The organism is Enterobacter sp. BNK-8 (genome assembly GCF_048685095.1).
GTDB lineage: Bacteria > Pseudomonadota > Gammaproteobacteria > Enterobacterales > Enterobacteriaceae > Enterobacter > Enterobacter quasiroggenkampii.
In genome coordinates this window covers 3,107,241-3,129,176 of sequence record NZ_JBLQTN010000001.1, presented here as the reverse complement: position 1 = coordinate 3,129,176, position 21,936 = coordinate 3,107,241, and the positions used below count along the sequence as shown (strand labels likewise).

The 21,936-nt window shown below is 57.5% G+C and carries 18 protein-coding genes and 1 pseudogene; 11 read left to right on the top strand and 8 right to left on the bottom strand.

The annotated features are described in order from the left end of the window. Window positions 1–12: 12 nt before the first annotated feature. Window positions 13–1,476: a beta-barrel assembly-enhancing protease gene (gene bepA, locus ACMGGU_RS15095; RefSeq protein ID WP_045908582.1), complete on the bottom strand. Its 1,464-nt coding sequence runs from the start codon at window positions 1,474–1,476 to the stop codon at window positions 13–15. A gap of 221 nt (window positions 1,477–1,697) precedes the next feature. Between bepA and ACMGGU_RS15090 the strand changes: the two genes are divergently transcribed. Continuing rightward, the gene (locus ACMGGU_RS15090; protein ID WP_045908583.1) at window positions 1,698–2,762 is read left to right on the top strand and encodes an AI-2E family transporter; all 1,065 of its coding nucleotides are present in this window, start codon (window positions 1,698–1,700) and stop codon (window positions 2,760–2,762) included. 83 nt (window positions 2,763–2,845) lie between these two features. Here the strand turns inward: ACMGGU_RS15090 and bcp are convergent, their stop codons facing one another. Together bcp and ACMGGU_RS15080 are read right to left on the bottom strand one after the other, a co-directional pair. Further along, window positions 2,846–3,316, bottom strand: coding sequence for a thioredoxin-dependent thiol peroxidase (gene bcp / locus ACMGGU_RS15085; protein WP_008501635.1), 471 nt, complete (start codon window positions 3,314–3,316; stop codon window positions 2,846–2,848). After that, window positions 3,316–3,885, bottom strand: a complete 570-nt coding sequence (locus ACMGGU_RS15080; protein WP_023325845.1) for a glycine cleavage system transcriptional repressor — start codon at window positions 3,883–3,885, stop codon at window positions 3,316–3,318. Before ACMGGU_RS15080 ends, bcp begins: the two co-directional genes overlap by 1 nt. Window positions 3,886–4,030: 145 nt before the next feature. On the opposite strand from ACMGGU_RS15080, the gene dapA reads away from it, so the two are divergent. The 6 genes from dapA to ypfH all read left to right on the top strand — a co-directional run bounded on the left by dapA (window position 4,031) and on the right by ypfH (window position 10,488). Continuing rightward, a complete protein-coding gene (dapA, locus tag ACMGGU_RS15075) occupies window positions 4,031–4,909 on the top strand; it encodes a 4-hydroxy-tetrahydrodipicolinate synthase (RefSeq protein ID WP_058653485.1) in 879 nt (292 codons plus the stop codon). Between the two features lie 16 nt (window positions 4,910–4,925). Next, window positions 4,926–5,960 carry an outer membrane protein assembly factor BamC gene (gene bamC / locus ACMGGU_RS15070; RefSeq protein WP_028016136.1) on the top strand — a complete coding sequence of 345 codons (1,035 nt, stop codon included), beginning with the start codon at window positions 4,926–4,928 and terminating at the stop codon, window positions 5,958–5,960. Between the two features lie 109 nt (window positions 5,961–6,069). Then, window positions 6,070–6,783 (top strand): phosphoribosylaminoimidazolesuccinocarboxamide synthase, encoded by a 714-nt coding sequence (gene purC, locus ACMGGU_RS15065; RefSeq protein ID WP_008501631.1) that lies wholly within the window; start codon window positions 6,070–6,072, stop codon window positions 6,781–6,783. A gap of 120 nt (window positions 6,784–6,903) precedes the next feature. Continuing rightward, entirely contained in the window at window positions 6,904–7,773 is an 870-nt protein-coding gene (locus ACMGGU_RS15060) for a neutral zinc metallopeptidase (RefSeq protein ID WP_028016137.1), read from the top strand. After that, complete coding sequence (locus ACMGGU_RS15055) at window positions 7,773–9,719, top strand: tRNA(Met) cytidine acetyltransferase TmcA (RefSeq protein WP_420300695.1); 1,947 nt, start codon at window positions 7,773–7,775, stop codon at window positions 9,717–9,719. Before ACMGGU_RS15060 ends, ACMGGU_RS15055 begins: the two co-directional genes overlap by 1 nt. 73 nt (window positions 9,720–9,792) lie before the next feature. Next, window positions 9,793–10,488 (top strand): esterase, encoded by a 696-nt coding sequence (gene ypfH, locus ACMGGU_RS15050; protein WP_048029615.1) that lies wholly within the window; start codon window positions 9,793–9,795, stop codon window positions 10,486–10,488. A 38-nt stretch (window positions 10,489–10,526) separates the two neighbouring features. Here the strand turns inward: ypfH and ACMGGU_RS15045 are convergent, their stop codons facing one another. The 3 genes and pseudogenes from ACMGGU_RS15045 to ACMGGU_RS15035 form a co-directional block, all read right to left on the bottom strand. Beyond that, window positions 10,527–10,724: a YpfN family protein gene (locus tag ACMGGU_RS15045; RefSeq protein ID WP_008501627.1), complete on the bottom strand. Its 198-nt coding sequence runs from the start codon at window positions 10,722–10,724 to the stop codon at window positions 10,527–10,529. Window positions 10,725–10,748: 24 nt separating this feature from the next. After that, window positions 10,749–11,875 (bottom strand): annotated as a pseudogene (gene dapE, locus ACMGGU_RS15040) (succinyl-diaminopimelate desuccinylase). A gap of 10 nt (window positions 11,876–11,885) precedes the next feature. Continuing rightward, window positions 11,886–12,236, bottom strand: a complete 351-nt coding sequence (locus ACMGGU_RS15035; RefSeq protein WP_023294259.1) for an ArsC family reductase — start codon at window positions 12,234–12,236, stop codon at window positions 11,886–11,888. Between the two features lie 387 nt (window positions 12,237–12,623). Between ACMGGU_RS15035 and ypfM the strand changes: the two genes are divergently transcribed. Next, entirely contained in the window at window positions 12,624–12,683 is a 60-nt protein-coding gene (gene ypfM, locus ACMGGU_RS15030) for a protein YpfM (protein WP_015572204.1), read from the top strand. 109 nt (window positions 12,684–12,792) lie between these two features. Here ypfM and acrD read toward each other — a convergent pair whose 3' ends face one another. Next, window positions 12,793–15,906 carry a multidrug efflux RND transporter permease AcrD gene (acrD, locus tag ACMGGU_RS15025; protein ID WP_008501624.1) on the bottom strand — a complete coding sequence of 1,038 codons (3,114 nt, stop codon included), beginning with the start codon at window positions 15,904–15,906 and terminating at the stop codon, window positions 12,793–12,795. Between the two features lie 142 nt (window positions 15,907–16,048). Next, window positions 16,049–17,743, bottom strand: a complete 1,695-nt coding sequence (gene narQ, locus ACMGGU_RS15020; RefSeq protein ID WP_420300694.1) for a nitrate/nitrite two-component system sensor histidine kinase NarQ — start codon at window positions 17,741–17,743, stop codon at window positions 16,049–16,051. 152 nt (window positions 17,744–17,895) lie between these two features. Between narQ and aegA the strand changes: the two genes are divergently transcribed. The 3 genes from aegA (at window position 17,896) to ACMGGU_RS15005 (ending at window position 21,680) form a co-directional block, all read left to right on the top strand. Then, entirely contained in the window at window positions 17,896–19,875 is a 1,980-nt protein-coding gene (gene aegA, locus ACMGGU_RS15015) for a formate-dependent uric acid utilization protein AegA (RefSeq protein ID WP_420300693.1), read from the top strand. 66 nt (window positions 19,876–19,941) lie between these two features. Then, window positions 19,942–20,535 carry a GDP-mannose pyrophosphatase NudK gene (gene nudK / locus ACMGGU_RS15010; RefSeq protein ID WP_048029618.1) on the top strand — a complete coding sequence of 198 codons (594 nt, stop codon included), beginning with the start codon at window positions 19,942–19,944 and terminating at the stop codon, window positions 20,533–20,535. Window positions 20,536–20,636: 101 nt separating this feature from the next. Further along, window positions 20,637–21,680 carry a DUF1176 domain-containing protein gene (locus ACMGGU_RS15005; protein WP_234084915.1) on the top strand — a complete coding sequence of 348 codons (1,044 nt, stop codon included), beginning with the start codon at window positions 20,637–20,639 and terminating at the stop codon, window positions 21,678–21,680. Window positions 21,681–21,936: the final 256 nt, after the last annotated feature.

The following is a 21,936-nucleotide window of genomic DNA, read 5'->3' as shown; positions in this document are numbered from 1 at the left end:
AATTCTCCTTGATTACATCTTCTCGTACGGCTTGAAGCGCTGCTGCAGGCCGCGAAGCTGATCGATACGCGCGTCGTATCGGGCCTGCTGGAGGCTGCCGAGTTTGACCTGCGAGCTGGCGCTACTGAGTGCGGAAATGGCCTGATCGAGGCGCCCCACCAGGGCAAAGCCTTCTGCGCGTGCCGCCAGCTCCTGATCGCGGTTGCCGAGCTGGGCTTCCGCCTGAGCGAGCAGATCCCAGCCGTTTTGATCGTCTTTATTATTAAAGGTGTAGCGGTTCAGAATGGTCGCCGCTTCACCCGGCTGGCCGCCCTGCAAGTAAGCATTCGCCAGGTTAAGCTGCAGCACCGGGTTGGTACGGACGTCTTTCGCCCCTTTCAGGCGGTTAATCGCATCGGCAGGCTTCTTCTGCCCCAGATCGATATCCGTCGACAGATCGAGGTACCACGGGTTGTTTGGGTCGGCAGCCAGAAGCGGCTGCAGCGCCTTACGTGCCTCGTCGTATTTACTGGCTTCCATCGCCTGGAGCGCCTGACCATACTGCGCGGCGTTCTTCTCGCGCACGTTGCCTTTCGCCAGGGTATCCAGCAGGTCGCTGGTGAGCTGGTTACGCCCGGAATTGTACATCCCCAGCGTTCTCACCTTCGCCATGTAGAAATCCTGCGAAGACTGGACCACGACCGGGCGCATCTGGTTGGCACGGTTACGCGCGTCCGACAGACGGCTTTCAGGCAGCGGGTGCGTGAGCAAAATTTCCGGTGGACGGGAAGAATAACGCGCTTGATCGAGCAGTTTTTCGAGGAAGCTCGGCATGGCCTGCGGGTCAAAGCCTGAACGCTGTAACACCTGAATGCCGATGCGGTCTGCTTCCTGCTCGTTCTGCTGGGTAAAGCTGATCATCCCCTGGCGCGTTCCTGCCAGCGTACCGGTCAGCGCTGCCATCCCGGCCTGCGGGCTGGCCATCGCCAGCAGAATCGATCCCAGTGCGCCTACCCAGGTAAGGGGAGCGTTACGTTTCTGGTCTTCCATCGCACGCGCCAGGTGACGCTGCGTGACGTGCGAAATTTCGTGCGCCATCACCGAGGCCAGCTGGCTTTCGTTGTCTGAGTAACGGAATAACGCCGAATGCAGCACCACGTTACCGCCAAAGAAGGCGAAGGCGTTGATTTCGTCGTTATTAATTAAATAGAAATGGAAGGGGGTTCTGACCGAATCGGCGTGCGCCACCAGACGCATTCCCAACCCGTTTATGTACTGTACCAGCAAAGGGTCGTTAATCAGCGGGGCGCTGCCGCGCAGCTGGCGAACATAGTAATCCCCCATTTGCATCTCTTGCCCAATAGAGAGCGTGCTTCCTGCTGTGGTGCCCATGTCCGGCAATGTATCGGACGAGTCAGCAAAAGCGGGCAACACCTGACCGACCGTCACCGCGGCAATCAGTGTTGCAACCAGTGTTTTTCTCAATTGCCTGAACATAACCACTGTCCTGTATGTTGGATGTGCTAATTTGACCGATGAACCGGCATATCGTTCATCTCTGCTGCCCTGCGAGTGTAGCCGTGTTGTAGCATGAAGAAAATCCCATTCATCAGGCTTTTGCGGATTGCGATCGGGATACAAAAAGCGAAAGTCTTTTTTGTGACAGTTAGATACAATTCACCGTCTCACTCCCGCCATTCGATTCAGGGAAGGGTTGTATGCTCGAAATGTTAATGCAGTGGTACCGGCGTCGCTTCAGCGACCCGGAAGCCATTGCTTTGTTGGTTATTCTGGTTGCCGGGTTCGGTATCCTGTTCTTCTTTAGCGGTCTGCTCGCCCCTCTGCTGGTGGCGATTGTGCTGGCGTACCTGCTGGAGTGGCCCACGGCGCGCCTGGAACATATCGGCTGTTCCCGCCGCTGGGCGACCAGCATCGTGCTGGTGCTGTTTGTTGGCATCCTGCTGCTGATGGCCTTTGTGGTGATGCCGGTTGCCTGGCAACAGGGAATCAACCTGATCCGCGATATGCCCGGCATGTTGAACAAACTGTCTGATTTCGCCGCCACGCTACCGCGCCGTTATCCTGCGCTGATGGATGCCGGGATTATCGACGCGATGGCCGAAAACATGCGCGCCCGCATCATGACGATGGGCGATTCGGTGGTGAAGTACTCTCTGGCGTCCCTGGTCGGACTGCTGACACTGGCGGTCTACCTTGTGCTGGTGCCGCTGATGGTCTTCTTCCTGGTGAAAGATAAAGACCAGATGCTTAACGCCGTGCGCCGTATTCTGCCGCGCAACCGCGGGCTGGCGGGGCAGGTCTGGGAAGAGATGAACCAGCAGATCACCAACTACATTCGCGGCAAGGTGCTGGAGATGATTGTCGTGGGGGTCGCCACCTGGATTGGCTTCCTGATTTTCGGCCTGAACTACTCGCTGCTGCTGGCGGTGCTGGTGGGGTTATCGGTCCTGATCCCGTATATCGGCGCGTTTGTGGTGACCATTCCGGTGGTTGGCGTGGCGTTGTTCCAGTTTGGGCTGGGGACCGAGTTCTGGAGTTGTTTCGCGGTGTACCTGATTATTCAGGGGCTGGACGGTAACCTGCTGGTACCGGTGCTGTTCTCCGAAGCGGTAAACCTGCATCCGCTGGTGATTATCTTATCGGTGGTGATTTTCGGCGGGCTGTGGGGATTCTGGGGCGTGTTCTTCGCCATTCCGCTGGCAACGCTGATTAAAGCGGTCGTCCACGCGTGGCCGGATGTGCCGGCGGTAGAAGAGCAGTAAGTTTTGCCGGGTGGCGTTGCGCTTACCCGGCCGACTTATCCTTGTAGGTCGGGTAAGGCGAAGCCGCCACCCGACACTCACTTTCAGGCACTTTCTTTCAGCCAGTTCAACACCACGTCGTGGTGGTTGCTGGTTTTGAAGTCGTCAAACACGTGTTCAACTTTACCGTCAGCGTCAATCAGGAAGCTGATGCGGTGAATGCCGTCGTAGGTTTTACCCATAAACGTCTTCTCGCCCCAGACGCCAAACTGCTCGCAAACCTGATGATCTTCATCAGAAAGCAGCGTGAAGTTCAGCAGCTCTTTTTCAGCAAATCGTGACAGCTTTTCTGGTTTATCGGTGCTGATACCCAGCACTTCCACGCCGACTTTCTTCAACTCATCCATGTTGTCGCGTAAGCCGCAGGCCTGTACGGTGCAGCCGGGGGTCATGGCTTTCGGGTAGAAATAGACCAGAACACGCTGTCCCTGGAAGTCGGTCAAATTTACTTGCTCGCCGTCTTGATCCGGTAAGCTAAATTTCGGTGCGATGTCACCGGCTTTCAGTGGATTCATTACTCAACTCCATCCTGTTCGTGCTGCGAATAATTGACGACGCTTATACTGCCCTGCGCGTTTAATTCTGTACAGAGGGCTTTGAACGCTTGCTCGATATTTGACGCATCCTGTGATGCAGGACTGTGCGCGGTAATTTGAATAAAGAGCGTGGGAACCGTGCTTGCGTCCCCCGGCTGTGTGCGGGAAACGAGCTCGGCGATGTTCATCTGATGGCTGTCAAACAGCGCGGTGAAGCGCTCAATCAGATGCGGAGAATCAGGCACTTCAACCTGCACCCAGACGGTAGAAGGCATAGCCGGACGCGGTCGCGCGGTGGTGCGCTTCATGACGATCAGCAAGTCCAGCTCGGCGCCTTTCAGCGGCAGGGTCGATTCAATCAACGTGATGGCGTTCCATGTCCCGGAAAGCAACATAATGAATGTGAACTCTTCGCCGAGCATGGCCAGACGGCTGTCTTCGATATTACAGCCGCAGCTGCTTACGTGGCGGGTGATGGTGTTCACGATACCCGGCCTGTCGGCACCCAGCGCAGTGATAACCAGGTAATGTTGTGATGAGGTTGTCAAACCTGTTCTTCCTTTGCATGGTTAAGTCTTCCTAAGGAAAGCATAAAAAAAACATGCATACAACCGCCTGAGGGCCTCAGGTCGCTTGCTTTTATTACAGTTCCAAACGTACCATTGAGACTCTTGTTCGCACAGAGGATGGCTCATGTTCACGGGAAGTATTGTCGCGCTTGTAACACCGATGGATGAAAAAGGTAACGTCTGCCGGTCTAGCATGAAGAAGCTGATTGATTACCATGTCGCCAATGGAACCTCGGCGATCGTTTCGGTAGGGACTACCGGTGAATCTGCAACGCTGAGCCACGATGAGCACGGCGATGTGGTTATGCTGACCCTGGAACTGGCTGACGGACGTATTCCGGTCATCGCGGGCACAGGCGCGAATGCCACCGCAGAAGCGATCAGCCTGACTAAACGTTTTAACGACAGCGGCATTGTCGGCTGTCTGACGGTAACCCCTTACTACAACCGTCCCACTCAGGAAGGTTTGTTCCAGCACTTCAAAGCCATCGCTGAACATACTGACTTGCCACAAATTCTGTATAATGTGCCGTCCCGTACCGGTTGCGATATGCTGCCGGAAACCGTTGGCCGTCTCTCGGAAGTAAAAAATATTATCGGTATTAAAGAGGCGACAGGGAACTTAAGCCGCGTTCATCAGCTCAAAGAGCTGGTTTCAGACGACTTTATCCTGTTGAGCGGTGATGATGCGACCGCGCTGGACTTTATGCAGCTCGGTGGTCATGGCGTGATCTCCGTAACGGCAAACGTTGCGGCGCGCGACATGGCTGAAATGTGCAAACTGGCCGCGGCCGGTCACTTTGATGAAGCGCGTGTCATCAATCAGCGTCTGATGCCGCTGCACAATAAATTATTTGTCGAACCCAATCCGATCCCAGTGAAATGGGCATGTAAGGAGTTGGGGCTTGTAGCAACCGACACGCTGCGTCTGCCAATGACACCGATTACCGACCACGGTCGTGATATCGTCAGGGCAGCGCTGAAGCATGCCGGTTTGCTGTAGAGTTTAGGGAGATTTGATGGCTTATTCAGTACAGAAGTCGCGCCTGGCGAAGGTTGCGAGTGTTTCGCTTGTTATGCTGCTCGCTGCCTGTAGTTCAGACTCGCGCTACAAGCGCCAGGTGAGCGGTGATGAATCCTATCTGGATGCGACCCCGCTTGCTGAACTTCACGCACCGGCTGGTATGATCCTGCCGATTCAGAACGGCGATTATAATATTCCCGTGACCAACGGCAGCGGCCTGGTCGGTAAAGCGCTTGATATTCGTCCACCAGCACAGCCTCTGGCGCTGGTTAACGGGGCGCGTACCCAGTTCACCGGTGATACCGCGTCTCTGATGGTTGAGAGCGCGCGCGGTAGCACGCTGTGGCCACAGGTTGTCAGCGTCATTCAGTCGAAGAACTACACCATCGATAAACGCGATGACGCCAGCCAGACGTTAACCACCGACTGGATCGAATGGAACCGTCTGGATGAAGATCAGCAGTACCGCGGTCGCTATCAAGTCTCCGTAAAACCACAGGGTTACCAGCAGGCGGTCAACGTTAAGCTGTTGAACCTGGAGCAGGCGGGTAAACCGGTTGCGGATGCCTCGTCCCTGCAGCGTTACAGTACCGAAATGCTGAACGTGATTGCCGCAGGTCTGGATAAAACCGCGACCGATGCCGCCAACGCCGCGCAGAGCCGCAACGGTGTAACCTTCGATGTCCAGAGCGGCGCGGATGATACCGGCCTGCCAATGCTGGTGGTGCGCGCACCGTTTAACCAGACCTGGCAGCGTCTGCCTGCGACGCTGGAAAAAGTGGGCATGAAAGTCACTGACAGCACCCGCTCAACCGGCAGCATAACGGCAACCTATAAGCCGCTCTCCGACAGCGCATGGCAGGAACTGGGTGCAAAAGATCCTCAGCTTGCCTCCGGTGACTACAAAATTCAGGTCGGTGACCTTGATAACCGCAGTAGCCTGCAGTTTATCGATCCAAAAGGTCACACGCTGACCCAGTCGCAGAACGATGCGCTGGTCGCTGTCTTCCAGGCAGCATTCAGCAAATAAATACGAGGGCTGGTGAATCCAGCCCTTTTTATTTTCGTGCTACGCAAACGTGTGCGTGGCATAATATCCCCAGTTTTGAACACAAATCATCACACCAGGAGTAATGAAGATGCAGAAGCAAGCTGAGTTGTATCGTGGCAAAGCGAAGACCGTATACAGCACGGAAAACCCGGATCTGTTGGTGCTCGAGTTCCGCAATGATACGTCAGCAGGGGATGGCGCACGCATTGAGCAGTTCGATCGTAAAGGCATGGTGAACAACAAGTTCAACCACTTCATTATGACCAAACTGGCCGAAGCGGGTATCCCGACTCAGATGGAAGCGTTGCTGTCCGATACGGAATGTCTGGTGAAAAAACTGGATATGGTTCCGGTTGAGTGCGTTATTCGTAACCGTGCGGCGGGCTCCCTGGTGAAGCGTCTGGGCATTGAAGAAGGTATCGAACTGAATCCACCGCTGTTCGATCTGTTCCTGAAAAACGACGCCATGCACGACCCGATGGTCAATGATTCCTACTGCGAAACCTTCGGCTGGGTGAACAAAGAGAACCTGGCGCGCATGAAAGAGCTGACCTACAAAGCCAACGACGTGCTGAAAAAATTGTTTGATGACGCGGGCCTGATCCTCGTTGACTTCAAGCTGGAGTTTGGTCTGTTCAAAGGCGAAGTGGTGCTGGGCGATGAGTTCTCACCGGACGGCAGCCGCCTGTGGGACAAAGAAACCCTGGATAAAATGGACAAAGACCGTTTCCGTCAGAGCCTGGGTGGCCTGATTGAAGCCTACGAAGCGGTTGCTCACCGTTTAGGCGTTAAGCTCGACTAACTCCCTCACTTGCCAAAGGATGTTCGCATCCTTTGGCGTCTTACCTTTGTTTCCTATGGTAATCTTGCCGTTAACCGCCTACGATCATAGCTATTATAAATGGAATAGTTCGAGGTGGTTATGCGCTGGCAAGGGCGTCGTGAAAGTGACAATGTAGAAGACAGACGCAGTGATGGCGGCGGAGGTCCTTCCATGGGGGGACCCGGCTTCCGCTTACCCAGCGGCAAGGGCGGTATCATTCTGCTGATAGTGGTGCTGGTCGCGGGGTATTACGGCGTCGATCTCACCGGGTTAATGACCGGTCAGCCGTTGCAACAGCAGCAGCATTCTCAGCGTTCCATCAGCCCGAATGAAGATGAAGCGGCCAAATTTACCTCCGTGATCCTCGCCACAACGGAAGACACCTGGGGTCAGCTGTTTGAGAAGATGGGGCGTACCTACCAGCAGCCAAAGCTGGTGATGTACCGGGGCGCAACCCGCACCGGATGCGGTACCGGACAGTCCGTGATGGGGCCGTTCTACTGCCCGGCGGACGGCACCGTCTATATCGATCTCTCCTTTTACGATGACATGAAACGCAAGCTTGGCGCTGACGGCGATTTTGCCCAGGGCTACGTGATCGCGCATGAAGTCGGCCACCACGTGCAAAAGCTGCTGGGGATTGAGCCAAAAGTGCGCCAGCTGCAGCAAAATGCGTCTCAGGCGGAAGTGAACCGCCTGTCCGTCAAAATGGAGCTGCAGGCGGACTGCTTCGCGGGCGTCTGGGGCCACAGCATGCAGCAGCAGGGCGTGCTGGAATCCGGCGATCTTGAGGAGGCGCTGAATGCCGCTCAGGCGATCGGTGACGACCGTCTTCAGCAGCAGAGCCAGGGGCGCGTCGTGCCGGACAGCTTCACCCACGGTACCTCACAGCAGCGCTACAGCTGGTTTAAACGCGGTTTCGACAGCGGCGACCCGGCGCAGTGTAATACCTTCGGCAAAGCGATGTAATGCTGGCGTTTGATCAGCTGATACGCGAGCTTGAGCGCACCGGCCATCGTCGGCTGGTGGTGCTCAGCGGCGAGGCGCAGTGGACGTTGAGTCAGGCGACTGACCTGCGTAATACCCTGCCGGGAGACTGGCTGTGGCTGGATGATAATCCCTCTAAAGCCCTCAGCGGACTGCTGGGACGCGAATATCGGCATGCTGTCTTTGACGCGCGCGCCGGTTTTGACGTCTCAGCCTTCGCCGCGCTCAGCGGGACGCTGCGCGCCGGAAGCCTCCTGGTACTGCTGGTCCCTCCGCTTGCTGACTGGGCCGACAGGCCAGACAGCGATTCTTTGCGCTGGAGCGACAGCGCGGAGCCGATCGCCACTCCACACTTTGTGCACCACTTCTGCCGGACGCTTGCCGCCGATCCGGATGCGATTGTCTGGCAGCAGCATCGCCCCTTGTCCGTTCCCGTTGCGCCGGATTTACCCGCCTGGCAGCCTGCCAGCGGCGCACCGCAGCGTGAGCAGGCGGAGATCCTCGACGCGCTTCTGACCATGCCTGCGGGCATTGCAGCCGTAACGGCACCGCGCGGGCGCGGAAAGTCAGCGCTGGCGGGGATGCTGCTCAGTAGCATTCAGGGGCGTGCGGTGGTCACGGCACCGGCTAAAGGGGCAACGGATGTCATTGCGCGCTTTGCAGGCGAGCATTTTCACTTTATGGCCCCGGATGCGCTGCTGGCCTCCACGTTGCAGGCCGACTGGCTGATTGTCGATGAAGCTGCTGCCATCCCGGGCCCGCTGCTGGAAAAGCTGGTCACGCGCTTTCCGCGCGTAGTGTTAACCACCACGGTGCAGGGCTATGAAGGGACGGGCAGGGGTTTCCTGCTGAAGTTTTGCGCCCGTTTTAGCGGATTGCGGCATTATGCCTTATCGACCCCCATTCGCTGGGCCGCCGGATGTCCGCTTGAGCGATTCGTGGCGAATGCTCTGTTATTTGATGATGCGCTTATCGACCGCAAACCGGAAGGCGACGTGCGTATAACGCCGCTGGCGCCGCTGATGTGGGAGAGCGACCCGGCACGCGTGGCAAGCGTGTATGAACTGCTGTGTGCGGCACACTACCGCACGTCACCGCTCGATTTACGCCGGATGATGGACGCGCCCGGCCAGCACTTTGCTGTTGCCGGGACGGAGGCAGAGATTGCAGGCGCGCTCTGGCTAGTGGAAGAGGGCGGGTTGTCCCCTGAGCTTAGCCGCGCCGTGTGGGCGGGATACCGGCGTCCGCGCGGGAATCTCGTGGCGCAGTCGCTGGCGGCGCACGGCGGCTCTCCGCTCGCGGCGACGCTGAAAGGGCGACGGGTTAGCCGCATTGCGGTTCACCCCCTGCGCCAGCGGGAAGGCATCGGGCAACGGCTTATCCGTAGCGCCAGCGGGGAAGATTATCTGTCGGTGAGTTTTGGCTACACCGACGAACTGTGGCATTTCTGGCAGCGGTGCGGGTTTGTGCTGGTGCGGATGGGGAGCCATCGGGAAGCCAGCAGCGGCTGCTACACGGCGATGGCGCTGCTGCCGCTGAGCGAGGCAGGGCATCGGCTGTGCGCGCAGGAACATCAGCGTTTGTGCCGGGATATGCGCGTCCTGTCGGCCTGGAACGGTGAAAAGATCCCGGTGGACGACGGCTGGGAAGCTACCCTTAATAGTGATGACTGGCGGGAGCTGGCGGGGTTTGCTTTTGCCCATCGCGCGTTTTCAACCTCGGTTGCTGCGCTGACGCGGTTGTTGCTCACCGTTGATATGCCGCTTCCGGCCCTGCGGGGGAAAATGGCAGGGAAAACGGATGAGGCCGGGCGAAAAGCGTTGCTGGCCAAGCTGCGCAGTGAAACCGCGCAAGCGCTTGAAAGCCTTGATTATCCCCGCTGCCAGCAGTTGAAGGAAGCCATTTTGCAATGGCAATTTTTTCAATGACTTCTTCAGTAAAGTGGCATGGTCATTCCCGCCGGGAGGCGTAGAATCCAGGTCATCTATTAAGGAGACCACCATGAAACATGACCATTTTGTTGTTCAAAGCCCTGACAAACCGGCTAAACAGTTACTGCTTCTGTTTCATGGGGTTGGCGATAATGCCGTCAATATGGGTCAGATTGGCAGCTGGTTTGCGCCCGTTTTTCCGGAGGCATTGATTGTTAGCATTGGTGGCGTAGAGCCATGCGGCCCGAACGGGCGCCAGTGGTTCTCGGTTCAAGGCGTGACGGAAGAGAACCGCCAGGCGCGCATTGATGCCATCATGCCGACCTTTATCGAGGTCGTCCGCTACTGGCAGCAGCAGAGCGGCGTAGGAGCCGATGCCACCGCGCTGATTGGCTTCTCGCAGGGGTCAATCATGTCGCTGGAAAGCGTAAAGGCGCAGCCAGGTCTGGTGTCACGGGTGATCGCGTTTAACGGCCGTTTTGCGACGTTACCGACAAGCGCAACCACGCAGACCACGATCCACTTAATCCACGGCGGTGAAGACCGGGTGATTGAACTCTCGCATGCGGTTGCTGCCCAGGAAGCGCTGATTCGGGAAGGTGGGGATGTGACGCTGGATATCGTTGATGATCTGGGCCACGCCATTGACGACCGCAGCATGCAGTTTGCGCTCGATCGTTTACGCTATACCGTACCGAAGCACTACTTTGATGAAGCGCTCAGCGGCGGTAAGCCGGATAATGATGATATTGTTGAGTTTATGTGAGGTTATCCCCTCTCCACAGGAGAGGGGATACAGACCGGTTACTTCTTCTGGTCTTTCTTCGGCCAGTCGTCGTCATCGTCCCACTTGTCGTTGAAATCACGGTGCGGGGGAAGATCCGGTTTGTTGGCGAGAAATTTTTTATGGTCCACGCGCTTAAGGTCTTTAATCACGTTAAGCAGTACGCCGACCAGAAAAACCAACACCAGAACCCACCAGTACTTTGAAAGCCAATCCATTCGCTATTCCTCTCAGAGCGTTCGTCAGGCGACGATTTGCTCCATAATACGTTGATACATACGGGCCAGCAGTTGTAAATCTGCCGCATTGACACACTCATTTATTTTATGAATGGTTGCGTTCACTGGCCCCAGTTCGACAACCTGAGCACCCATACGGGCGATAAAGCGTCCGTCTGAGGTGCCACCCGTTGTCAGCAGCTGTGGCTTAATTTCATTATAGTGCTCGATGGCGTTCACCACCGCATCCACCAGTTTGCCACGCTGCGTCAGGAACGGCTGGCCGGAAAGCCACCACTCCACGGTGTAGCGCAGTTGATATTTTTCCAGCAGGGCGATAACGCGCGCCTTGATCATCTCATCGGTCAGTTCCGTGCTGAAGCGGAAGTTGAACTGGACGAAGTAATCCCCGGGATCACGTTATTGCTGCCGGTCCCGGCCTTGACGTTTGCTATCTGCATGCTGGTCGGCGGGAAGAACTCGTTACCCTTATCCCACTCAATCGCCACCAGCTCGCTCAGCATTGGCGCGGCGCGGTGGACCGGGTTATCGGCGAGATGCGGATACGCAACGTGGCCCTGAACGCCGTGAATGGTCAGGTTACAGGTCAGCGAGCCACGGCGTCCGTTTTTGACGACGTCACCCACCACTTCGGTGCTGGACGGCTCACCGACCAGGCAGTAGTCGAGACGCTCGTTGCGTGCCATCAGCGCTTCAACGACCTTCACGGTACCGTTGTGCGCGCTGGCTTCTTCGTCGGAGGTGATCAAAAACGCGAGACGGTTTTTGTGGTTCGGATGCTGCGCCACAAAGCGCTCTGCCGCCACGACCATCGCCGCCAGAGAGCCTTTCATGTCTGCCGCGCCGCGACCAAACAGCATGCCATCCCGAATGGTCGGCTCAAACGGCGGGTTAATCCAGCGATCCGCGTCACCGGCGGGAACGACGTCAGTATGCCCGGCGAAGGCCAGCGTTTCGCCCTGTCCGCGCCACGCCCAGAAGTTCTGGGTATCGCCAAAATCCATGCGTTCAACGGTAAAACCGATGGCGCGCAGGCGTTCAATCATAAGAGCCTGACAACCTGCGTCGTCCGGGCTAAGGGAAGGACGGCGAATAAGCTGCTGAGTCAGCTCAATGACCGGGCATGACATAAACTACACCTCAACGAAAAAAGTCGGAATAAAGGGTTTCACTGAAACCCAGCAGCATAGGCTGCCCTGGCGCGCAGAGCAATGGGCGTTTGATAATTGCCGGCATCTCGAGCATCAGTTTTGCCGCGCTGTCGGCATCTTTGATGCTGGCGCGCAGAGAGTCGTCCAGTTTACGCCAGGTGGTACCGCGGGTGTTCAGCAGGGCTTCCCAGCCCAGTTCGCGAATAGCGCTATGCAGAAATTCTGCATCAAGCCCATCGGCACGGTAATCGTGGAAGCGGTACTCCACGCTGTTAGCGTCCAGCCAGCGGCGGGCTTTTTTGATGGTGTCGCAATTTTTAATGCCGTACATCACAACCATGGTGAATCCTTTTGATGTTCTGATAATTAAATGTTCAGTAAATTCGAAGATATATCCTTAAGTGGAATATAACACATTCAGGAATTGTCTGGATTAATGCGCCTGCTTAATTCGACTCACAACTGTACGCTGAATATTCTTTCATCATTTAAGCATAGATGTCCATAAACTTTAAAAACCCAATAAACTCAGCCAATAAAATAAAACTCACCCGTTCGTAGGGTTATTTCAAAATATTGCTGGCCGTCACAAAAAATTGAGGGCTCTCCGTTCATATTTATCATAAATCCCCGCAGGACGTGGGGTACAATCACAGCAATTGGTTAAATAGTCTTCACAATGATGGTACGTTTTTGTAGAATACGCATAATAATAAGAGAGGTTGTTATGATTGAACGTGAACTGGGGAACTGGAAAGATTTTATCGAAGGCATGCTTCGTAAATGACATTCAGTAAGAATTGCAAGAGCACTAAAATAAGTAAAATAACCATAGTGTGAATTAATCACACAGTAAAAAGGCGGCCGATAAAGCCGCCTTTTTTTATTTCAACCACTTACTCAGGACGTTCCTTTAGCGGGAAGCGGCGACGCACCAGCACAAAGAACAGCGGAACGAAGTAAATGGCCAGGATGGTGGCCGAAATCATGCCGCCCATCACCCCCGTGCCGACGGCATGCTGGCTGCTGGAACCTGCACCGGTGCTGGTCGCCATCGGCAGCACACCAAAAATAAACGCCAGCGACGTCATCAGGATCGGACGCAGGCGCTGACGGCAGGCGTGCAGCGTGGCGGCCATCAGTTCGTGGCCTTTGGCATTCATCTCGTTGGCAAACTCAACGATCAGAATGGCGTTTTTCGCCGATAGCCCAATGACGGTGAGCAGGCCCACCTGGAAGTAAACATCGTTCTCCAGGCCGCGCATCCAGGTCGCGAGTAGCGCACCGATAACCCCAAGGGGCACGACCAGCATGACCGAGAACGGGACCGACCAGCTCTCATACAGTGCGGCAAGGCAGAGGAAGACCACCAGCAGCGAGAGCGCGTAAAGGGCGGGGGCCTGCGCCCCTGAGAGACGCTCCTGGTAAGACATGGCCGTCCACTCGAGACCAAAACCGGCGGGCAGCTGTTGCACCAGTTTTTCCATGGTGTCCATGGCGGTACCGGTGCTGACGCCCGGCGCGGCTTCCCCGACGATTTCAACCGCAGAATAGCCGTTATAGCGTTCCAGGCGTGGCGATCCGCTCTCCCAGTGCGAACTGGCAAAGGCGGAGAACGGCACCATGCCGCCAGCATTATTTCTGACAAACCAGCGGTTAATATCATCCGGCAGCATGCGGAACGGCGCGGCGGACTGGACATACACTTTTTTCACGCGGCCGCGATCCATAAAGTCATTCACATAGCTCGACCCCCACGCCGTTTGCAGGGTGTCGTTGATATCGTTGATCGAGACGCCCAGCGCCTGCGCCTTACGCTGATCGATATCCACCTGAAGCTGCGGGCTGTCGTCGAGGCCGTTATGGCGAACGCGGGTCAGGCCGGGATCGTTGCCTGCCAGCGCTAACAGCTTATCGCGTGCCGCCATCAGCGCCGTGTGGCCCGCACCGGCGTGATCCTGCAGCTCCATATCGAAACCGGCGGAACTGCCCAGCCCGCTTATGGCTGGCGGACTGCTGGCAAAGACGCGCGCCTCTTTGATGTGCGCAAAGGCTTTTGTCGCACGTTCGATGATGGCAAACGAGGTGCCCGTCCGGGTATCGCGCTCGTCCCAGTCCTTCAGGCGGACAAACATGCGGGCGACGTTCTGCCCGTTTCCGCCCGGGCCGGAGCCGACGGTGGAGAAGACTGACACAACGTTATCTTTCTCTTTGGTGAAGAAGTACTGTTCCACTTTCTGCACCACTTTCAGCGTCTGCTGCTGCGTTGCGCCGCTCGGAAGCTGCACCGAGGTGGTGAACATCCCCCGGTCTTCCATCGGCAGGAACGAGGTGGGCAGGTGCAGGAACAGCCAGACCATGCCGCCCAGCAGCACAACGTAAATCATCATCCAGCGCAGGCTGCGGTGCAGTACGCGACCGACGGCAGATTCATACCGCGCGGCGTTGCGGTTGAACATGCGGTTAAACCAGCCGAAGAACCCTTTCTGCCCGTGATGCTCTCCTTTGTGCAGCGGTTTCAGAATGGTGGCGCACAGCGCGGGGGTGAGGATCAGCGCGACCAGCACCGAGAGCACCATCGCCGAGACGATGGTGATCGAGAACTGGCGGTAAATCGCCCCGGTGGTGCCGCCAAAGAAGGCCATCGGGATAAAGACGGCCGACAGCACCATCGCAATCCCGACCAGCGCCCCCTGAATTTGCCCCATGGACTTGCGCGTCGCCTGGCGCGGAGAGAGCCCTTCTTCGCTCATGATGCGCTCGACGTTTTCAACCACCACGATGGCATCATCCACCAGAAGGCCGATTGCCAGCACCATCGCAAACATCGTCAGGGTATTAATGCTGTACCCGAATGCGTAGAGCACCGCAAAGGTCCCCAGCAGCACCACGGGGACGGCAATGGTGGGGATCAGCGTCGCGCGGAAGTTTTGCAGGAACAGGTACATGACCAGGAACACCAGCGCGATGGCTTCCAGCAGAGTCTTCACCACGTCCTCAATGGAGGCTTTTACGAAGGAGGTGGTTTCATAGGCGACTTTGTACTCCAGCCCGTGCGGGAAATACTGCGACAGCTCGTCCAGACGGTCTAACACCAGTTTTGCCGTCGCCATTTCGTTCGCGCCGGAGGCCAGTTTAATTCCCAGACCGGAGGCCTGATTGCCGTTAAAGCGGCTCAGGTAGTCGTATTTCTCCGCCCCCATTTCCACCGTGGCGACATCGCCGAGACGCACTTCTGAGCCGTCCTGATTCACGCGCAGGGTGATATTGCGGAACTGGTCCGGCGTCTGCAGCAGGGATTGCGAATTAATGGTGGCGTTCAGGGCTTGCTTATCAACGGAAGGCGTTCCCCCCAGTTGCCCCACGGCAATCTGGGCGTTCTGGGCTTTAATGGCATCCGTCACGTCGGTTGCCGTCATCTGGTAGCTGTTCAGCTTGTTGGGATCGAGCCAGATACGCATGGAGTATTGTGAGCCGTAGGCGTCGATATCCCCGACGCCGTTGATACGGCTGATGGGATCCTGAATATTACTGGCGACGTAGTCCGCGATGTCCTGTTTATCCATCGAGCCATCTGTCGAGACAAACGCGATGGTCAATATGTTGGTATCGCCGGTTTTACGCACGGTCACGCCCTGGTTCTGCACCGCCTGGGGCAGCTTGCGCATGGCCGACTGCAGCTGGTTTTGGACCTGCTGCACCGCTTCGTCCGGGTCGGTGCCCGCCTTAAAGCTCAGGGTAACCGTCGCCTGTCCCGTGGCGCTGCTTTGCGAGGACATGTACATCAGGTTATCCAGACCCGTCATGTTCTGCTCGATAACCTGCGTCACGGTATTTTCCAGCGTTTGTGCCGACGCGCCGGGGTAGTTTGCGGTGACGCGCACGTTCGGCGGTGCCAGGTCGGGGTATTGCTCAACGGGAAGTGAAGTAATCGCCAGGACGCCTGTCAGACACAACAGGATGGCAAGCACCCAGGCAAAAATGGGGCGATCGATGAAAAAATTCGCCATGAAAGTGTGACCTCGTTTTGCTGCACGTCATTATTGTTTATTGCCCGCATAACTTTAGCGGTAAGGCCCAGGTCAAACGTGGAGAAATAAAGGAGATAGTGTAAATTATCATGCGCTTTTCCCTGCGCTTCCCTCTTTACCGTTATTTACCCGTAAACGGCGTGGGCGCCGGGAACGTCACGCTGACCAGCGTGCCGCCGTTTTGCGGCTGTGAAAAGTGCAGCACTCCTCCAAGCCGCTGCGCGCGTTCGCGCATAATGTTCAGCCCGTAATGTCCCGGCGGCTCGCTGGCTTCGCCAATCCCGATGCCGTTGTCGCGAATGCTGACGCTGTGCGTACCGTCCACTGCGGTCACGCAGCTGACGGTGATTTCGCTTGCCTGCGCGTGCTTAATGGCGTTCAACACCGCCTCACGCACGATCTGCAGCAAATGCACCTGCTTTTGCGCGTCGAGCGCCAGCGAGGAGAGGCGGCAGTCGAGATGCAGTTTCGCCTGCGTCTGGCTCTGCAGCCCGTCGAGGGACTCCTGCAGCGCCGCGGGTAAATTCGCATGGTTCAACGTCAGGCGGAAGGTAGTCAGCAGCTCGCGAAGCTGCTGCCAGGCGTTGTTCAGCTCACGGGAGAAGTCGGTGATAATGGTCTGAGCCGGGGTATTTTCTTCCGGCACGGCGCGTTTGAGCAACGCAAGCTGAATGCGCAGATACGACAGCACCTGCGCCAGCGAATCGTGCAGCTCGCGGGCAATGGTGGCGCGCTCTTCCATCAGCAGCAGCTGCTGGTAATGCTTTTGCGCCTGGTTAAAGTACAGTCCGCGCCCGAGCATGGTCGCCACGCTTCTCATCAGCGGAAGGGGGACGCTGTCCGCCTCGCTTTGCCAGCGCAGCTCGCCGTAGAGCGTGTCCTGCATCAGTACCGGCAGGTTTTGCAGAGGGATACCCTCAGCCTCCGTCCCTTCACACAGCCGCCAGTCGTCGCTGGTGCGCAGTTCCAGATAATTCATCTGCGTATAGTCATGGACAATCTGCAGGATATGCCGGAAACAGTGGCTGTCTATCTGGCCGGTATTGAGCGCCTGCGAGCACTTGAACAGCATGTCGAGCTGCTGGTGGGCTTCGTGCAGGTGCCGCGTCTTTTCCGCAACCGAGGCTTCGAGCGAACGGTAGAGCGTATCAAGCTCGGCCGACATGTGGTTAAAGGCGCGCGAAAGCTGCCCCAGCTCGTTCGGCAGGGCGCTATCCGGCGCAGGAGTGGCAAATTCGCCGCGCTCAATGCGTTCGCTGGCCGCCACCAGGTTGTTTAGCGGCAGCACCACCTGGCGACGGATGCGTCGCAGGGTAAACAGCGTCAGCAGCAGGATCCCGAGTGCGCCAGCCAGCGAGAGCAGGGTGACCGTCTGAATTTTATGTTCGGTGTAGTGCTGGAGGGCGAGCACAAAGGCATCAATGCGGCCGACAAAATCTTCAATATTGCGTTGATACCACGCGCTGTCGCCGTGGGCGATGCGCGCATCCATCTCCTGCCAGGCCACATGCAGCTGCTGATAGCGTGCTTTCACATTGTCCGGGACGTACCAGCGGTTCAGCTTCTGCAGGGCAGGCGCGCCGAGCGTCTGTTGCCAGCTCTCGCGATGTGCCGCAAGGGAAGGACTGTTGCGCTGCATCTCGTAGCCCAGACGATAGCTCTGCATGCGTAGCGAACCGGCGATATTAATGGCTTCGGCATCGCGCTGGCTGCTGGCCAGCGTCAGCAGCGCGACGGTGCTGCTGAGCACGGATAGGGCAATGATCGAAAAGAAAGCCCAGGCAAGGCTTCCGGAAACGGGTCGTTTAACGGTCACAGAACGGCTCTCTGAATTAAATTGATCTGCCACAGGTTCACTGGAAATAATTGGGCGTTCAGGGCATTTGAACATTGCCCGATCGCACCGTGATGCGTAAATACCATACTCTTATAAAGAGAAAGGTTATTGAACCAAAAACAGGTGTGGTTATGAATCGTTTTATTATGGCTAACAGCCAGCAGTGCATTGGGTGTCGCGCCTGCGAAGTGGCCTGCGTGATGGCGCACAACGATGAGCAGCATGTCCTGAGCGAGCGCCATTTTCATCCCCGTATCACGGTCCTGAGATCCGGCGAGAAGAGCCGCCCGGTGACCTGCCATCATTGCGAAAATGCACCTTGCGCGCAAAGCTGCCCGAACGGCGCCATCAGCAAATGCGATGACAGCGTACAGGTGAATCAACAAAAATGCATCGGCTGTAAGGCCTGCGTGGTGGCCTGCCCGTTTGGCACGATGGAGATTATCGTCACCCCGCTCGACAAGGGCAGCGTGAAGGCCTCGGCGAATAAATGCGATCTCTGCCTGACGCGTCCACACGGCCCGGCCTGTATCGAAAATTGCCCCGCAGATGTCCTCTCCCTAGCGACGCCTGCCGTGCTGGATAATCTGGCGAAATCGCGCCGACAGCGCACGGCCTGCCTGGAGGCGCAACCCTGGCATGATGCGGAGGCCGTCAGCGTGGACGCGCCGCGTACCAAACTGCAGCAGATGCAGGCGACGGCGCCCCGCGGCGAGCCCGATAAGCTGGCTGCCGCCGAACGCGTGAGCCATTTTAGCGAAATTTACCTGTCGTTCCGGGCCGAACAGGCCAACCGCGAGGCGTCGCGCTGCCTGAAGTGCGGCGAGCACAGCATTTGCGAATGGACCTGCCCGCTGCATAACCACATTCCGCAGTGGATTGAGCGCCTCAACGCGGGGGATATCACCGGCGCGGCTGAGCTTTCTCATCAGACCAACTGTTTACCCGAAATTACCGGCCGCGTCTGTCCGCAGGACCGGCTATGCGAGGGGGCCTGCACGCTGCGTGAAGCGGCGGGCGCCGTGACCATCGGCAACATCGAGCGCTATATCGCCGATCGGGCGCTGGCGATGGGCTGGCGGCCGGATATGTCCGCCGTCACGCCGTCAGGTAAACGTGTCGCGATTGTCGGCGCGGGGCCAGCCGGGCTGGCATGCGCCGACGTGCTGGCGCGCCACGGCGTGAGCGTGACGGTCTATGACCGGCATCCGGAGATCGGCGGTTTGCTGACCTTTGGCATCCCGGCATTTAAGCTCGACAAATCGCTGCTCGCGCGGCGCAGAGAGATATTTACCGCGATGGGGATCCGCTTCGAGCTGAACTGCGAGGTGGGCCAGGACGTGTCGATGTCACAGCTTAAGCACGATTACGACGCCCTGTTTATTGGGGTGGGAACCTATCGTTCGATGAAGGCGGGTATCCCGAACGAGGACGCGCCAGGGGGCTACGACGCGCTGCCTTTCCTGGTAGGCAACACGCGGCATGTTATGGGGCTGGAGGCGACGGCCAGCGAACCGTTCATCGACACCCGTGGCATGAACGTGGTGGTGCTGGGCGGAGGCGACACCGCGATGGACTGCGTCCGCACTGCGTTACGCCACGGGGCGGCAAACGTCACCTGCGCCTATCGTCGGGATGAGGCCAACATGCCAGGCTCGAAGAAAGAGGTGAAGAATGCCAGAGAAGAGGGGGCCGCGTTTGAGTTTAACGTTCAGCCGGTTGAGCTGACGCTGGATCCGAACGGTAAGGTCAACGGTATCCGGATGCTGCGAACCGTGCTCGGTGAATCGGATGCGCAGGGACGGCGTCGGCCCGTTCCGGTGGCGGGCAGCGAGTTTGTAATGGTCGCGGATGCGGTCATCATGGCGTTTGGTTTTAATCCTCACGCGATGCCCTGGCTGCAGGCGCAGGGGGTTGAAACGGACGACTGGGGACGGATCGTGGCCTCGGTTGAGAGCCGCTACCGTTACCAGACGACCAATCCGCAGATCTTCGCCGGGGGCGATGCGGTACGCGGCGCGGATCTGGTGGTGACCGCGATGGCGGAAGGACGTCATGCCGCGCAAGGGATACTCGACTGGCTGGGAGGTAATGCGCCACAGCATCATTAATCCGGCGTGCGACAAAGCGGGATTCACGGCGTAGTATAGGACGACTCATTGTGTCGTGGAGCCCGTATGACCCTGAAAATAGACGTTATCAAAGACAAAATTCTCTCTGAAAACTACTTTGTCCTGCGTAACATCACCTACGATCTGACGCGTAACAACGGTGAAGTGATCCGCCACAGGCGCGAGGTCTACGACCGCGGCAATGGGGCAACTATCCTGCTCTATAATCGTGAAAAGCAGAGCGTGGTGCTGATCCGCCAGTTCAGGGTGGCAACATGGGTCAATGGCAACCCGGACGGACGTCTGATTGAAACCTGCGCGGGCCTGCTCGATGACGATGAGCCGGAAGTCTGCATCCGCAAAGAGGCCGTCGAAGAGACCGGCTTCGAAGTGGGCGAGGTCAAAAAGGTCTTCGAGCTGTTTATGTCGCCGGGCGGCGTGACGGAAATCGTCCATTTCTTCATCGCGGAATACAGCGACGCGCAGCGCACTCACCGGGGCGGCGGCGTAGAAGATGAAGATATCGAAGTGCTGGAGCTTCCTTTTGCCCGGGCGCTGGAGATGGTGCGTTCAGGCGAAATCAGGGATGGTAAGGCAGTGATATTACTGCAGTATTTACAGACTACCGGGCTGATGAATACCCCTTTCGAACGGATATAGCCTGTTTTTCGGGTATATCTGATAAATCCGATTGAGCAACCCCGGCGGGAACACGAAGATACTGCCCAGTTACACGTTTTCGTTCCGGGATTGTGCCATTCATGCGCTACAGCGTCTTTTTATTTTCCCTGTTTTGTGTGCTCCTCGCGCCGCAGGTGCGGGCTGCACCCGCGCAGCAAGCCTTTTCTGACTGGCAGGTGACCTGCAATAACCAGAACTTTTGCCTTGCCCGCAACACGGGCGAACACCGTGGTCTGGTCATGACGCTCACCCGAAGCGCCGGGGCGAAAACGGATGCCACGCTGCGTATCGATCTCGGCGGGCTTGATACGCCTTCCGTGAAAGAGCCTGAGATTGCCCCCCGACTGCTGCTGGATAATGTTCCCCTGAAGCTGGACAAACAGCGCTGGCAGCTCACGCCCTGGCATCTGAAAACGGACGATGCGACCACCATCACCGCCTTTCTGAAAAATATCCAGGAAGGGAAGGCCCTGACCCTTCGCGGCGGTAAGCAGGTGATATCTCTGAGCGGTCTGAAAGCCGCGCTGCTGTTCATTGATGCGCAGCAAAAGCGCGTGGGCAGTGAAACCGCGTGGATCAGAAAAGGTGACGATCCGCCGTTAAGCGTACCGCCCGCACCCGCCCTGAAAAAGGTGGCGACCGTTAATCCTACCCCAACACCGCTTTCCCATGCCGAACTGAACGACCTGCTGGATTATGGCACCGGCAGGATGAACAGCAGCCAGTGCTCGCTGGATCCTAACCGCCGGGAAGTGCGCGTCACCGCGTTAACCGATGACAAGGCGCTGCTGATCGTCAGCTGCGAGGCGGGGGCCTATAACACCGTCGATCTGGCGTGGCTGGTGTCACGTAAGAAACCGTTCTCTGCCCGCAGCGTCAGGCTGCGTCTGCCGTTTACGCCGTCAAGCGACAGCAGCGAAATAGAGTTGATGAACGCCAGCTTTGATGAGAAGACGCGCGAGCTGACCACGCTCTCGCTGGGGCGCGGTATGGGCGACTGTGGGTTCCAGACGCGCTGGCGGTTTGACGGCCAGCGTTTCCGCTTGGTGCGTTATGCTGAGGAACCCAGCTGCGATAACTGGAACGGGCCAGACGCCTGGCCCACGCTGTGGATCACGCGGTAGCTTTTTGCCGGATGGCGCAGTCGCTTACCCGGCCTACGAATCTTGCGGTCTGTGGCAATGTGCCGGGTGGCGGCTTCGCCTTACCCGGCCTACGAATCATGTGGTCTGTGGCAATGTGCCGGGTGGCGGCTTCGCCTTACCCGGCCTACGAATCATGTGGTCTGTGGCAATGTGCCGGGTGGCGGCTTCACCTTACCCGGCCTACAAAAAACCGAGCCGTAGGCCGGGTAAGCGACAGCGCCACCCGGCAACGCAG

What these genes read in the sequence shown, in the direction of transcription:
- bepA (WP_045908582.1), bottom strand. Translation starts at nt 1,476, where the DNA reads ATGTTCAGGCAATTGAGAAAAACACTGGTTGCAACACTGATTGCCGCG.
- ACMGGU_RS15090 (WP_045908583.1), top strand. Translation starts at nt 1,698, where the DNA reads ATGCTCGAAATGTTAATGCAGTGGTACCGGCGTCGCTTCAGCGACCCG.
- bcp (WP_008501635.1), bottom strand. Translation starts at nt 3,316, where the DNA reads ATGAATCCACTGAAAGCCGGTGACATCGCACCGAAATTTAGCTTACCG.
- dapA (WP_058653485.1), top strand. Translation starts at nt 4,031, where the DNA reads ATGTTCACGGGAAGTATTGTCGCGCTTGTAACACCGATGGATGAAAAA.
- bamC (WP_028016136.1), top strand. Translation starts at nt 4,926, where the DNA reads ATGGCTTATTCAGTACAGAAGTCGCGCCTGGCGAAGGTTGCGAGTGTT.
- purC (WP_008501631.1), top strand. Translation starts at nt 6,070, where the DNA reads ATGCAGAAGCAAGCTGAGTTGTATCGTGGCAAAGCGAAGACCGTATAC.
- ACMGGU_RS15060 (WP_028016137.1), top strand. Translation starts at nt 6,904, where the DNA reads ATGCGCTGGCAAGGGCGTCGTGAAAGTGACAATGTAGAAGACAGACGC.
- ACMGGU_RS15055 (WP_420300695.1), top strand. Translation starts at nt 7,773, where the DNA reads ATGCTGGCGTTTGATCAGCTGATACGCGAGCTTGAGCGCACCGGCCAT.
- ypfH (WP_048029615.1), top strand. Translation starts at nt 9,793, where the DNA reads ATGAAACATGACCATTTTGTTGTTCAAAGCCCTGACAAACCGGCTAAA.
- ACMGGU_RS15045 (WP_008501627.1), bottom strand. Translation starts at nt 10,724, where the DNA reads ATGGATTGGCTTTCAAAGTACTGGTGGGTTCTGGTGTTGGTTTTTCTG.
- ACMGGU_RS15035 (WP_023294259.1), bottom strand. Translation starts at nt 12,236, where the DNA reads ATGGTTGTGATGTACGGCATTAAAAATTGCGACACCATCAAAAAAGCC.
- acrD (WP_008501624.1), bottom strand. Translation starts at nt 15,906, where the DNA reads ATGGCGAATTTTTTCATCGATCGCCCCATTTTTGCCTGGGTGCTTGCC.
- aegA (WP_420300693.1), top strand. Translation starts at nt 17,896, where the DNA reads ATGAATCGTTTTATTATGGCTAACAGCCAGCAGTGCATTGGGTGTCGC.
- nudK (WP_048029618.1), top strand. Translation starts at nt 19,942, where the DNA reads ATGACCCTGAAAATAGACGTTATCAAAGACAAAATTCTCTCTGAAAAC.
- ACMGGU_RS15005 (WP_234084915.1), top strand. Translation starts at nt 20,637, where the DNA reads ATGCGCTACAGCGTCTTTTTATTTTCCCTGTTTTGTGTGCTCCTCGCG.